Raw genomic sequence first — 12,883 nt, 5'->3', positions numbered from 1 at the left:
GGAAAGGCTGCATGCCGTCGTGGTTCTGTTCAGGGGTACCAGGAAAACAGGCCGGAGACTGTACGGAGTCGACGGCCCTCTTTCCTTGCTGTCCTTCGTAAGGTCGCTACATGACCGTTTTGGATGAGGCGCCGGGTGAGTCCACGAGCGAGCCGACCGACGCCCGCGGGCGCGTGGCCGAGCTGCACGAGATCCGCGCGCAGGCGGTGGCCGGGCCGAGCGAGAAGGCGACGACGGCGCAGCACGCCAAGGGCAAGCTGACCGCCCGGGAGCGCATCGAGCTGCTGCTCGACGAGGGTTCCTTCCGGGAGGTCGAGCAGCTGCGCCGGCACCGGGCGACCGGGTTCGGTCTGGAGGGCAAGAAGCCGTACACGGACGGTGTGATCACCGGCTGGGGCACGGTGGAGGGCCGCACGGTCTTCGTCTACGCCCATGACTTCCGCATCTTCGGCGGCGCGCTGGGCGAGGCCCACGCCACGAAGATCCACAAGATCATGGACATGGCCATCGCGGCCGGCGCGCCGCTGGTGTCCCTCAACGACGGTGCGGGGGCCCGTATCCAGGAGGGCGTCTCGGCGCTTGCCGGGTACGGCGGCATCTTCCAGCGCAACACCAAGGCGTCCGGGGTGATCCCGCAGATCTCGGTGATGCTGGGCCCGTGCGCGGGCGGCGCGGCCTACAGCCCGGCGCTGACCGACTTCGTGTTCATGGTCCGCGAGACCAGCCAGATGTTCATCACCGGCCCGGACGTGGTCAAGGCGGTCACCGGCGAGGAGATCACCCAGAACGGCCTCGGCGGCGCGGACGTACACGCGGAGACCTCCGGCGTCTGCCACTTCGCCTACGACGACGAGGAGACGTGCCTTGCCGAGGTCCGCTACCTCCTGTCGATGCTCCCGCAGAACAACCGCGAGAACCCGCCCCGGGTGGACTCCACGGACGCCCTGGACCGCCGCAGCGAGGTCCTCCTCGACCTGGTCCCGGCGGACGGCAACCGGCCGTACGACATGGCCAAGGTGATCGAGGAGATCGTCGACGACGGCGACTTCCTGGAGGTCCACGAGCGCTGGGCCCGCAACATCATCTGCGCGCTGGCCCGGCTCGACGGCCAGGTCGTCGGCATCATCGCCAACCAGCCGCAGACGCTCGCCGGGGTCCTCGACATCGAGGCTTCGGAAAAAGCTGCGCGCTTTGTCCAGATGTGTGACGCTTTTAATATCCCGATCGTCACTTTCCTCGACGTCCCCGGGTTCCTCCCCGGTGTCGACCAGGAACACGGCGGGATCATCCGGCACGGAGCGAAGCTGCTCTACGCCTACTGCAACGCGACCGTGCCGCGGATCTCGCTGATCCTGCGCAAGGCCTACGGAGGTGCGTACATCGTCATGGACAGCCAGTCCATCGGTGCCGACCTGACGTACGCCTGGCCGACGAACGAGATCGCGGTGATGGGCGCGGAAGGCGCGGCCAACGTCATCTTCCGCCGGCAGATCGCCGAGGCCCCGGACCCCGAGGCGATGCGGGCGCGGATGGTCAAGGAGTACAAGTCCGAACTGATGCACCCGTATTACGCGGCCGAGCGCGGTCTGGTCGACGACGTGATCGACCCCGCGGAAACCCGCGAGGTCCTGATCAAGTCCCTGGCGATGCTGCACACCAAGCACGCAGACCTGCCCTCCCGCAAGCACGGCAACCCTCCGCAGTAACCCAGCGGACCCTCTGCGCTACCCGCGCGGAAACCTCTCTCACGGAGACTGAGACCTATGAACACCCCTGACATCCGCGTCGAGAAGGGCCACGCCGAGCCCGAGGAAGTCGCCGCCATCACGGCCATCCTCCTCGCCCGCGCCGCCGCCCAGCCGCCCACCGAGCCGACCCACCGAGGCCGCGCCAGGGCAGGCTGGCGCCGCCTGGAACGCGAGCCCGGCTTCCGGGCCCCACACAGCTGGCGCTGACACCAGCGCCCCCGAAGGGGCGCGGGGAACTGCGCGACAAGCCACAAACGGCCCGCAGGCGGCCAACTACCCGCAGGGGCAGCCCAGTAGCCGCACGCAGCACGCCAAAAGGGGGCGCCCTCTCCAAACGGAGAGGGCGCCCCCTTCGTGCACCTGCACCGCGCGGCTAGCGCAGTCGCGCCATCAGCGCATGCTCCACAAGCGTGATCAGCGTCGACTTCGCGTCAGCCCGGTGGCGGGCGTCCGTCGTGATGATCGGGGTGTCGGGGCCGATCTGGAGGGCCTCACGGACCTCGTCCGGGTTGTACGGCTGCTGTCCGTCGAAGCCGTTGAGGGCGATGACGAACGGGAGTCCGCTGTTCTCGAAGTAGTCGACCGCGGGGAAGCAGTCGGCGAGACGGCGGGTGTCGACCAGGACGACCGCGCCGATGGCACCGCGCACCAGGTCGTCCCACATGAACCAGAACCGGTCCTGACCGGGGGTGCCGAACAGGTACAGGATGAGGTCCTGGTCCAGGGTGATGCGGCCGAAGTCCATGGCGACCGTCGTGGTCGTCTTGTCCCCGGTGTGGGTGAGGTCGTCGATGCCTGCCGAAGCAGACGTCATGACGGCCTCCGTGCGCAGCGGGTTGATCTCCGAGACGGCGCCGACGAACGTGGTCTTGCCCACGCCGAAGCCGCCAGCCACCACGATCTTCGCGGACGTGGTGGAGCGGGAAGGCCCTCCGCTAGAGCTTGCGAAGTCCACTGAGCACCCTTTCGAGCAGTGTCACGTCTGGCTGGCCGCCGGCGTTCTCGTCGCCGCCGGGCTGATGGATGGCGACCAGGCCCGCCTCCGCCAAGTCGGCGACGAGGATCCTGGCCACGCCGAGGGGGATCGTGAGGAGAGCCGAGACCTCGGCCACCGACTTGATCTCTCGGCAGAGGTTGCAGATCCGCTGATGCTCGGGCAGCTGGCCCTGCATCTGATGCGGCTGCGCGGTGGTGTGCACCAGTGCCTCGATGGCGAGCTGGTAGCGCGGGCGCGTCCGGCCGCCGGTCATGGCGTACGGGCGCACCAGGGGGTTGCTCGTCGCCCCGGCGGGCGCCGGCTCAGGGGAGCGTCGCTGCGGCTGCACCGGTTGGATGCGGGGCTGATGCGGCTGGTCGTACGGCCCGGGACCCTGCGGACCCTGAGGCGCGTACGGTTGCCGCCGCTGGCTCGGTGCGGAGGGGAAGTTGTACCGGTTCGCCGACCCGTCGTCCTGACCCGGGCCCTGGGCAGGGCCGTATGACCAGTTGCCCGAAGACGAACCGCCTGGGGGTGTTGCCACTTTCTCCTCCTCCGACTGTGCCTGGCACCCATCACTGTGGAGCCGCGTCCCGAAACCTTACGGCCACGGGACGCCAAAACGCACCGTCTGACTGTTAGTTGAGAAGGCTCCCTTGGAGCTCCGCACGCAGATCAGGGGTGAGGACCGTACCGGCACGGTCCACCAGAAGCGCCATCTCGTACCCGACGAGGCCGATGTCCGCCTCCGGGTGTGCAAGTACTGCGAGCGACGAACCGTCGGAGATGGACATGATGAACAGGAATCCCCGCTCCATCTCCACAACCGTCTGGTTCACACTGCCGCCCTCGAAGATGCGCGAGGCACCGGCGGTCAGTGAGGTCAGACCGGAGGCGACCGCCGCGAGCTGGTCGGCGCGGTCGCGCGGAAAGCCTTCGGACATCGCCAGAAGGAGTCCGTCGGCGGAGACCACCACCGTGTGCGACACCCCGGGGGTGTTGTCCACGAAGTTGGTGATCAACCAGTTCAGGTTCTGCGCCGCCTGGCTCATCGGGCTCACACTAACGCTCCTGGTTGTAGGTGCTGTCAGGACCACTGTGTTGATTCCTAGTGGCCTGGCCGTTCGTTTCACTTCCCGCGCTGCGGCCCCGCTGGACACCGCGGCGCAGGTTGCTCAGCCTGCCCCGGACGTCCTCGGGAGCGCGGGAGACCTGTGGGCCACCCTGAGGGGTCGCTTCGGCGGTGCCTTCGACCAGGTTGGCCTTGGGTACCCGCCGCGGCAGGCCGGAGGCGGTCACTCCGCCCGCCTTGGGCTTGCGGAGCTGTGCGGCCTGCTGCCAGCGCGCGTCGTTCGCCGAGCGCCAGTCGCCATTGCCGCTGCCGTTGCTTTCCGGTGCGGAGGCCGGCTGCTCCTGGTTCACGGGCCGCGAGCCGTTGCCGTTCGCGGGGGTGGATCCGCGGCGGGGCAGTCCGGCGTCGGTCAGCTCGTGAGACGCGGAGGGGGCCGGTCCCGGACGGTCGAAGCCTACGTGGTCGCTTTCACTCGCGTCAGCGGCCTGCGTGGACTCCGTTTCCGGAGCGTACTCGGACCCGTAGCCGTTCTGGTAGTCGTTCTGCTGCGGCCAGTCGTCCTGGTAGCGGCGCTCCTCGAAGGCCGCGAACGTCTCCGGCGCGGAGCCGCGGGGCGCCGAGTGGTCCTCCTGGACCGGCTCCGGATAGGAGGGCTCGGGGTAGCCGCCGTTGGACGAGAACGTGTCGCTCTGCGGCAGGCCCCCGTTCGGCGCGTAGTACGGCTCGTCGTACGCCGGACGCTGCTGCTCCTCGTACGGCGTCTGCTGCCGCTCGTCGTACGCCGTCTGCTGGTCGTACCCGCCGGGCTGCTCGGGGTAGCCGCCCTGGCCGCCCTCGTAGGGCTGCTGCAGGTCGTCGAAGGCGTCGGCGTACGAGGGGGCGGAAGCGTCCTGTGCGGGCTGCTGGCCCGGGTTCTGCGGACTCTGGGACTCCAGGGCCGCCCGGCGCTCCTCGCGCATCAGGGAGCGGCCTACGGGATCCAGCTCGCGTATGTCGTCCGGGACCTCGGAGTAGCGGCTGTCGTCGAAGCCGAGCTCCGCGGCCGTACGCAGCGGCTGGCGGTTGAAGTCCTCACCCTGGAAGCTGCGCTCCGGGATGATCTGGGAGACCGTGAACTCGTCCGGGGCCGTCTGGTAGTCGCCGCCACCACCGTGGGTGATCGCGTCGGGCAGCATGACCAGGGACGTCGTACCGGCCTGCTCGCCGGAGGGGCGCAGCTGGACCCGGATGCCGTGCCGGTCGGACAGCCGGCCGACCACGAACAGGCCCATGCGCTGGGAGATCGCGGCGTCCACGGTCGGCGGGTTGGCCAGCTTGTGGTTGATGTCCGCGAAGTCCTCGGCGGTGAGGCCGATGCCCTTGTCGTGGATCTCGATCATCACGCGGCCGTCGGGCAGCCGGGTCGCGGTGACGCGGACCTTGGTCTGCGGGGAGGAGAACGTGGTGGCGTTCTCCAGGAGCTCGGCCAGCAGGTGCACGAGGTCGGTCACGGCGCGGCCGTGGATCTCGGCCTCCGGGACGCCGGAGAGCTCGATGCGCTCGTACTGCTCCACCTCGGAGGAGGCGGCGCGCAGCACGTCGACCAGCGGGACCGGCTGGTCCCAGCGGCGGCCGGGCTCCTCGCCGGCGAGGACCAGGAGGTTCTCGCCGTTGCGGCGCATACGGGTCGCGAGGTGGTCCAGCTTGAAGAGGTTCTCCAGCTGGTCCGGGTCGGCCTCGTTGTTCTCCAGGTCGGTGATCAGGGTCAGCTGGCCCTCGATCAGCGACTGGTTACGGCGCGACAGGTTGGTGAAGATCGCGTTGATGTTGCCCCGCAGCAGGGCCTGTTCGGCGGCCAGCCGGACCGCCTCGCGGTGGACCTGGTCGAAGGCGCGGGCGACCTCGCCGATCTCGTCGGTCGAGTTGATCGGGATCGGCGCGACCCGGGTGTCGACGCGGCCGGGGTCGGTGCGCGAGAGCTGGTCGACCAGCATCGGCAGGCGCTGCTCGGCGATGCCGAAGGCGGCGTTGCGCAGCTGGCGCATCGAGCGGGACATCTGGCGGGCCACCATGCCGGCCAGGATGAACGCGGCGAGCAGGGCGACCACGACGGCGGCACCCACGATGAAGGCGTCCCGCTTGGCGTTGTCGGCGATCGTCGCGGCCTCGCTCACCGCGGTGTCGGCCAGGTCGTTCTCGATCTGCTGGTAGGCGTTGTACTTGAGGGTGTTGACCGCCCACCAGTTCTGGGCGGTGATGCCCTTCTCACCGAGCGCCTCACGGACGGAGGGGTCCATGCCCTCCATCGTCGCGATCGCCGAGACCATGTCGGTCGGGTTCGACGGCGGCGGTACGTACTTCTCGCCCTGCGCGGCGGCGTCGGCGGCGGCCTGCTTGGCCATCGCCGCACCCTCGGTCTTGATCTTCGCCTCGGCGTCCTCGAGCTTCTGCGCGTCCGCCTCGGTGCCACCGCCGATGTACTCCTCGACGGCGATGCCTTCCAGGTACGCGTACGAGGAGAGGGCGACGCGCTGCTTGCCGAAGCCCGCGGCGTCCGGGCCGGGCTTGATCAGCAGGTGCATGCCGATGGAGCGCTGCAGCGACAGGGCCGCCTTGGTGAGCTCGATGGCGTAGACGGTCCGGCCGTAGCTGGTGATGTTGCCGGTGCCCAGACCGAGCTCGTTGGCGAACTCGGTGAGGGGGTGCGCGACCTCGACGTAGCCCTCTTCGGTCTGCACGCCGGTCAGCTTGCTCGTGTACGCGGCCGCGCGCAGCTTGGCGAGCTTCGGCTCCTCGTCGCGGAACAGCTTCAGGCGGCGCTCCAGGCCGGGCTTGGACGGCATGCTCTGGGCCGCTTCGTCGAAGGCGTCGGCGGCCTTGTCCGTGGCCGCGCGCAGCTTGGTGACGGTCGCCTTGTCCTCGGCGCTCTGTGCGCTGCCCTTCAGCAGGGGCGCGGCGGTGGTGTCACGCTCGACGTAGAGCGCGTCGGCGTAGTTCAGGGAGGCCCGGACCAGGCGCGCGGTGTTCTCCGCGTCCTCGGCCTCCTGCCAGGTGTCGATCGAGCTCTTCACCTGGAAGCCGCCCATGACCAGGCCGACCACCACGGGTATGAGCAGGATCGCGTTCAGCCGGGTCGGCACGCGCCAGTTGCGTGGGGAGAAACGGCCGCCGCTCGGAGCCGGCGCGGCCGTTGGCTCCGATCCGGGTACATGGGCGGGCGCCGCTCCGCGCGGCGGCGGGGTGAAGTTGCCCCGCGCCGACGACGGCTCGGGACCGTTCTTGCTTCGCCTCACTCGACCAACAACCTCTCGGCGGTCGGCACCTTCGTTGTGCCGCAGTGTCTCAGAGCCCTGTTCGTCATCGACTGATGAGTACGTCTTTGACTATTGGGCAGTTCAGGCATTCCAGCACGTGGCCGTGCGCTCTTCCAAACAGTGGAAAGTGATCATTACAAGCGATGTAAGCCCCAGATAAAACGGTCATAAAGAGCGAGCCCCGTCAAATGACGGGGCCTTCGTGTGCGCAGCGACACGAGTCGACCGCGACGCGTGGCGGTACCACCCGATTCCTCTGCCGAAACGTTATGAACACCGTGGCCGACCGTGTCAAAGGACACAGTCGGCTCCGGGACATCTACGACAACTGCCGTATGGCGCTTCCGACTTGAATGTGACGTTAGCGCTACCTCAGACGAGCCATGAGAGCGTGCTCGACCAGCGTGATCAGGGCACTCTTGGCATCCGACCGGTGTCGGGCGTCCGTCGTGATGATCGGAGCGTCCGGACCGATCTGCAGCGCCTCGCGCACCTCTTCGGGAGCGTACGGCTGGTGTCCGTCGAAGCCGTTGAGCGCGACGACGAACGGCAGACCGCTGTTCTCGAAGTAGTCCACCGCCGGGAAGCAGTCCGCCAGGCGCCGGGTGTCCACCAGGACCACGGCACCGATGGCGCCGCGCACCAGGTCGTCCCACATGAACCAGAACCGGTCCTGACCGGGCGTACCGAACAGGTACAGGATCAGGTCCCGGTCCAGCGTGATGCGGCCGAAGTCCATGGCCACCGTGGTGGTGGTCTTGTCCCCGGTGTGGGTGAGGTCGTCGATGCCCGCGCTCGCGGACGTCATCACGGCCTCGGTGCGCAGCGGGTTGATCTCGGAGACGGCGCCGACGAACGTCGTCTTGCCGACGCCGAAGCCGCCGGCCACCACGATCTTCGCGGAGGTGGTGGCCCGACCTCCGTCAGAGCTTGCGAAGTCCACTGAGCACCCTTTCGAGCAGTGTCACATCGGGCGCGCCGGTGCTCTCGTCGCCGCCCGGCTGATGGATGGCGACGAGGCCGGCCTCGGCGAGGTCGGCGACGAGGATCCGCGCCACGCCGAGCGGCATGGCGAGGAGAGCCGACACCTCGGCGACCGACTTCACCTCACGGCACAGATGGCAGATGCGCTGGTGCTCCGGGAGGAGTCCCATGAGCGCCGCCGGGTCGGCCGTGGTGCTGATCAGGGCCTCGATGGCGAGCTGGTAGCGCGGCCTGGTACGGCCGCCGGTCATCGCGTAAGGACGTACCAGCGGCTCGTCGCCTTCGTCCCCGTACGGCTCCGCGTACGGATCATGAGAGGCGGTGGGCGGGGTCATGAATCCTCCGGGCGGGACAGCAAGTCGGTCAGTCGTGCCGTCAAACGGTGGCCGGTGGGGGGATTGTGTCGGCCGGACGGTGATTTGGTGAGACGGGTGGATCCGGGGCGGGTCAGTGGAGCAGACTTCCTTGCAGTTCGGCGCGCAGGTCGGGCGTGAGCACTGCGCCCGCGCGGTCGACCAGCAGCGCCATCTCGTAGCCGACCAGACCGATGTCGCACTCGGGATGGGCGAGGACGGCCAGGGACGAGCCGTCCGAGACGGACATCAGGAACAAGAAGCCGCGTTCCATCTCGACGACCGTCTGTGCCACGTCGCCCCCCTCGAAGATCCGGGAGGCCCCGGCCGTCAGCGAGGTGAGACCCGACGCGACGGCCGCGAGCTGATCGGCCCGGTCGCGCGGGAAGCCTTCCGACAGCGCCAGAAGGAGACCGTCGGCGGACACGACGACGGTGTGGGACACCCCTGGGGTGTTGTCCACGAAGTTGGTGATCAACCAGTTCAGGTTCTGTGCCGCCTGGCTCATCTGCCTCAACTAACGCTCCTGCTGGTGAGTGGGGTTCGGGAAGCTGCCGGTCTGACCGCTACCGGCCTGGCGACCCTGCGAAATACCCCGACGGAGATTGGTCAGCCGGCCGCGTACGTCATCAGGCGCACGGGAGACCTGCGGACCGCTGTTGTGCTGTTGCTGCTGAGCCGTACCCGGGACGAGGTTCGCCCTGGGTACCCGGCGCGGCAGGCCGGAGGTGGTGACTCCGCCCGCGGCCGGCTGACGTACGCGCTCCGCCTGCCGAATGAGATCGTCATTCGGCGAGCTGCGCCAGTTGCCGGTTGCGGGACGCTGAGGGGCGGGAGCGTGCGGCGGCTGCGACGGGGCGGCCGGCGGGGGAGCCGAGCCGTTGCCCTGCTGCGGTCCGCCCTGGCTGCCCTGACCGTGGAACCAGTTGGTCTCGAGAGTGTCGTACAGCGGCGTACGTCCGTCACCAGGGCCGGCCGGCGGCAGCGCCTCGGGCTCCTGGCGGGTGGGCCGCTGCTGCGGACGCGGCGGTACGGGCGGACGCCCGGCACCGTAGCCGTTGGTGCCGTTGGCGCTCGCCGGGTTCTGCCGACCGGGCTGCGGCGGGTAGCCGTAACCGCCGGTGGAGCCGTTGTTGTCGTACCCCTGCGGGGCCGGCTGGTTCCCGGTCTGGCCGAAGACGTCCGGGCGGACGAACTGGCCCGTGTCCTGGCCGGAGCCGGAGTTCCGCGGAACCGCTCCGGGGCGCGGGAACTCACCGGAGTTCTGGTCCGGCCGGGGGAACTCACCGGTGTGATTCGGGGCGCTGGTGCCCGGACGTGTGAACTGCCCGGTGTTCTGCGGCCCGTTGGCGCCCGGCTGCTGCGGGGCGCCGAAGTCGGCGGGGCCTTGGCGGCCGTCGTTTCGCGGAACCGCCGGGAACCCGGAGGTCGAGGCCGGGCCCTGCCGGTCGTCGATCCGTGGCATCGGTGCGGTCTGCGACGGGTCGCGCTGCTCGTCGTGTCCGCGCGGGGTGTCGAGCGAGGCGCGCGACACCGACGGCTGCGCGTTCTCGTCGCTCCAGCTCGGCGTGCGCGGCTGCTGCGCGTTGCCGCCCGGCAGCTCGGCCCGTGCCCCGCCCCGCGGCGGCAGCTGCGGCCGACGGCCACGACGCCCACTGCCACGCCCGGATTCCTTGTTCGATACGGCGTCCTGCGCGTTCTGACCCTGTGACGGCCCGCCCGTGCCCGCGGCCGTCAGGCCCTGCGGAGCACCCGGTGCCTGGCCGCCGAAGCCGGCGCCCGCACCGGCCGGAGCCGGCCGACCGCCCTGCTGAGGCGCCGACGGACCCTGCGGTCCGCGCGCACCCGGCTCGGGACGTCCACCCGCACCGCCACCGCTGCCCGGCAGCGCGGCCCGCGGCCCCGGAGCGGCACCGAGCCGCCCACCGGGAGCACCCGCACCGGCACCGAGAGCACCGCCACCCTGGCCCGCGCCTGAGCGACGGGCCGCGGCGACACCGGCGGCGGCCTGCGCCGCGGCCGGACCACCGGAGGAACCGGCGCCACCCTGGCCGGGCTTGGGCTGCGGCTTCTTGCCGCCCTGGGCGACATCGACGGGGAGCATGACCAGCGCGGTCGTTCCACCGGAGTCGGACGGGCGGAGCTGAATACGGATGCCGTGCCGCTGCGAAAGGCGGCCGACCACGAACAGACCCATGCGGCGGGACACCGACACGTCCACGGTGGGCGGCGAGGCGAGCCGCTCGTTGATCGCGGCGAGGTCCTCGGGGGAGAGACCGATACCGGTGTCGTGGATCTCGATCAGCACGCGGCCGTCGGGCAGCGCGTGACCGGTGACCTTGACCTTGGTCTGCGGCGAGGAGAACGAGGTGGCGTTCTCAAGCAGCTCGGCGAGCAGGTGCACGAGGTCGTTGACCACGCGTCCGGCCACTTCGGTGGTCGGCACGGCGGCCAGCTCGATGCGCTCGTACTGCTCCACCTCGGAGGCGGCGGCGCGGAGCACGTCGACGAGCGGGACCGGGCGGGTCCAGCGGCGGCCGGGCTCTTCACCGGCGAGAACGAGGAGGTTCTCACCGTTACGGCGCATGCGGGTCGCGAGGTGGTCGAGCTTGAACAGCGAGGACAGCTGGTCCGGGTCGGCCTCGCGGGACTCCAGCTCGGAGATCAGCGACAGCTGGCGCTGGATCAGACCCTGGGAGCGGCGCGAGAGGTTGGTGAACATCGCGTTGACGTTGCCCCGCAGCAGGGCCTGCTCGGCGGCGAGGCGGACCGCCTCGCGGTGCACGTCGTCGAAGGCCGCGGCCACCTTGCCGATCTCGTCCCGGGAGTGCACACCGACCGACTCGACGGAGGTGTCGACGTCCTGCGGGTCGGACTCGGACAGCTGCTTGACCAGCTCGGGCAGGCGGTCCTGGGCGACCTTGGTCGCGGTCTCCTGCAGCCTGCGCAGCGAGCGGATCATGGACCGGGCCACGACGAACGCGCCGACCAGCGAGACACCGAGCACGAGCAGGATCAGCGCACCGGAGATGATCGCTTCGCGCTCCGACTCGGCGCGCAGCTCGCGGGCCTTCTGCTCCATCTGCCCGAGCAGCGTGGTCTCGATGAGGTCCATCTGGTCGATCTTGGACGAGCTGGCGTCGACCCAGTCCAGGTAGGAACGCTTCTCCAGGTCGGCCAGACCGTTCGCCTGGCTGAGCGCACGGTCGGCGTAGGTGTCGGCGGACTCGATCGTCGGGTTGCCGTCTTCGATCGGCTCGAGCAGCGAGGCGGCGCTGTCCGCGCCGTAGATGCTCCGGAAGCTCAGCAGCTCGGACTTCTCGCTCTCCAGCGCCGACTCGGCGTACAGCCGGTCGTTCTCCGAGAGGTTGCTGTTCGAGCTCTTGGGGTCCTGCGGCAGCGCCGCGGCGATGACCGCGCGCTGGACGGAGGCGTACTCCTTGGCGGAGGAGAACGAGGCCAGCGCACGGGTGCGCTGGATCATCTCGGGGTTGCTGGTGGCCTCCGCCATGTCCTGCGAGAGGTCGAGCAGGTGGGTGATCAGACGGTGGTAGGCCTCGACTGTCTGGGTGGAGTTGCGCTCGGCCTCGTACGCGCTCTCACGGATCTTCGCCAGGTTGCTCAGGTCACCGACCAGGCCGACGAGGCTGTCGCGGACGCCCTGGAGGTCACCGTCCTTGCTGGAGGCGTCGACCAGTTCCGCGGCGTCGCGGAAGTTGTCCATGGAGCGGTCGGTCTTGACCCGCAGGCCCTTGACCCCGACATCGGTGGTCGCGTTGGCGCCGTGCGCCAGCGGGCCCGCGGACTGGTCGCGCTCCTCCTGGAGCGCGGCGGCCAGTTCGGTGGCCTGCTTGGTCATGTCCGTCAGCAGCTTCATGTTGTCGAGCTGCTGGATGTCGTTCATGTTGTCGCTGATGCGCAGCGCGCCCAGCGAGGTGGCCGCGACCACCGGGAGCGCGAGCAGCGACACCAGACGCGTGGAGATGCGCCAGTTGCGCAGGGCTATTCGCGATCCGGGGCCGGAGGCGCCCTTCGGCGGCTTCACGGTCGGTGCCGCGGAGTCACCGGTGCCCGGGGAGCCGGTGGCTCCGGTGGATGCCGTGGCGCCGGAAGTTGCGGACGCGCCACCACGCCCGCCGTCGCCGGACGCCAGGCCCGGGTTCTGGGCGTGCTGGGGCGAGGAACTGCCGGCATTGGGGCCAGTCCCGCCGTGCGGCTCCGGCTCCGCCGAAGCACTGCCATCCCTCTTGAAACGTCCCTGCACTAGCGTCGCAACCTCTGGACCAGGCGCCCCTCCGTAAACGGAAGGACGGTGTCGGCGTCGTAGGGGGCGCCCTGAATTTGCGCCCCCCGGTGGTCGTGAGTGACCGGCGCTGGCTCCCCCTTCTCACCGCCGCTCGGCGCTCGTCGCGCCCCCTGTGCGCCGGCTCGATCCTGCGGCGGTCCGTGGAATTCCA

10 protein-coding genes are annotated in these 12,883 nt (G+C 69.8%); 2 read left to right on the top strand and 8 right to left on the bottom strand.

The annotated features are described in order from the left end of the window. Window positions 1-110: 110 nt before the first annotated feature. Window positions 111-1,706: an acyl-CoA carboxylase subunit beta gene (locus OG828_RS15950; RefSeq protein WP_328501512.1), complete on the top strand. Its 1,596-nt coding sequence runs from the start codon at window positions 111-113 to the stop codon at window positions 1,704-1,706. 57 nt (window positions 1,707-1,763) lie between these two features. Continuing rightward, window positions 1,764-1,955 (top strand): acyl-CoA carboxylase subunit epsilon, encoded by a 192-nt coding sequence (locus tag OG828_RS15945; protein ID WP_328438398.1) that lies wholly within the window; start codon window positions 1,764-1,766, stop codon window positions 1,953-1,955. A 166-nt stretch (window positions 1,956-2,121) separates the two neighbouring features. Here OG828_RS15945 and OG828_RS15940 read toward each other — a convergent pair whose 3' ends face one another. The 8 genes from OG828_RS15940 to OG828_RS15905 all read right to left on the bottom strand — a co-directional run bounded on the left by OG828_RS15940 (window position 2,122) and on the right by OG828_RS15905 (window position 12,690). After that, window positions 2,122-2,703, bottom strand: a complete 582-nt coding sequence (locus OG828_RS15940; RefSeq protein ID WP_026243582.1) for a GTP-binding protein — start codon at window positions 2,701-2,703, stop codon at window positions 2,122-2,124. Further along, entirely contained in the window at window positions 2,684-3,268 is a 585-nt protein-coding gene (locus tag OG828_RS15935) for a DUF742 domain-containing protein (RefSeq protein WP_210577338.1), read from the bottom strand. Before OG828_RS15935 ends, OG828_RS15940 begins: the two co-directional genes overlap by 20 nt. Before the next feature lie 94 nt (window positions 3,269-3,362). Further along, a complete protein-coding gene (locus OG828_RS15930; protein WP_033321188.1) occupies window positions 3,363-3,776 on the bottom strand; it encodes a roadblock/LC7 domain-containing protein in 414 nt (137 codons plus the stop codon). A 10-nt stretch (window positions 3,777-3,786) separates the two neighbouring features. Beyond that, window positions 3,787-7,068, bottom strand: coding sequence for a nitrate- and nitrite sensing domain-containing protein (locus OG828_RS15925; RefSeq protein WP_328501511.1), 3,282 nt, complete (start codon window positions 7,066-7,068; stop codon window positions 3,787-3,789). 388 nt (window positions 7,069-7,456) lie between these two features. After that, complete coding sequence (locus OG828_RS15920; protein WP_301984520.1) at window positions 7,457-8,032, bottom strand: GTP-binding protein; 576 nt, start codon at window positions 8,030-8,032, stop codon at window positions 7,457-7,459. Next, window positions 8,013-8,408, bottom strand: a complete 396-nt coding sequence (locus tag OG828_RS15915) for a DUF742 domain-containing protein (RefSeq protein WP_210577342.1) — start codon at window positions 8,406-8,408, stop codon at window positions 8,013-8,015. Before OG828_RS15915 ends, OG828_RS15920 begins: the two co-directional genes overlap by 20 nt. 112 nt (window positions 8,409-8,520) lie before the next feature. Continuing rightward, window positions 8,521-8,934 (bottom strand): roadblock/LC7 domain-containing protein, encoded by a 414-nt coding sequence (locus OG828_RS15910; protein ID WP_030231800.1) that lies wholly within the window; start codon window positions 8,932-8,934, stop codon window positions 8,521-8,523. A gap of 9 nt (window positions 8,935-8,943) precedes the next feature. Continuing rightward, window positions 8,944-12,690 carry a sensor histidine kinase gene (locus tag OG828_RS15905; RefSeq protein ID WP_328501510.1) on the bottom strand — a complete coding sequence of 1,249 codons (3,747 nt, stop codon included), beginning with the start codon at window positions 12,688-12,690 and terminating at the stop codon, window positions 8,944-8,946. Between the last annotated feature and the right edge of the window lie 193 nt (window positions 12,691-12,883).

It is taken from the genome of Streptomyces sp. NBC_00457, assembly GCF_036014015.1.
Lineage (GTDB): Bacteria > Actinomycetota > Actinomycetes > Streptomycetales > Streptomycetaceae > Streptomyces.
The sequence above is the reverse complement of the archived record's forward strand: the minus strand, read 5'-3'. Positions and strand labels throughout refer to the sequence as shown.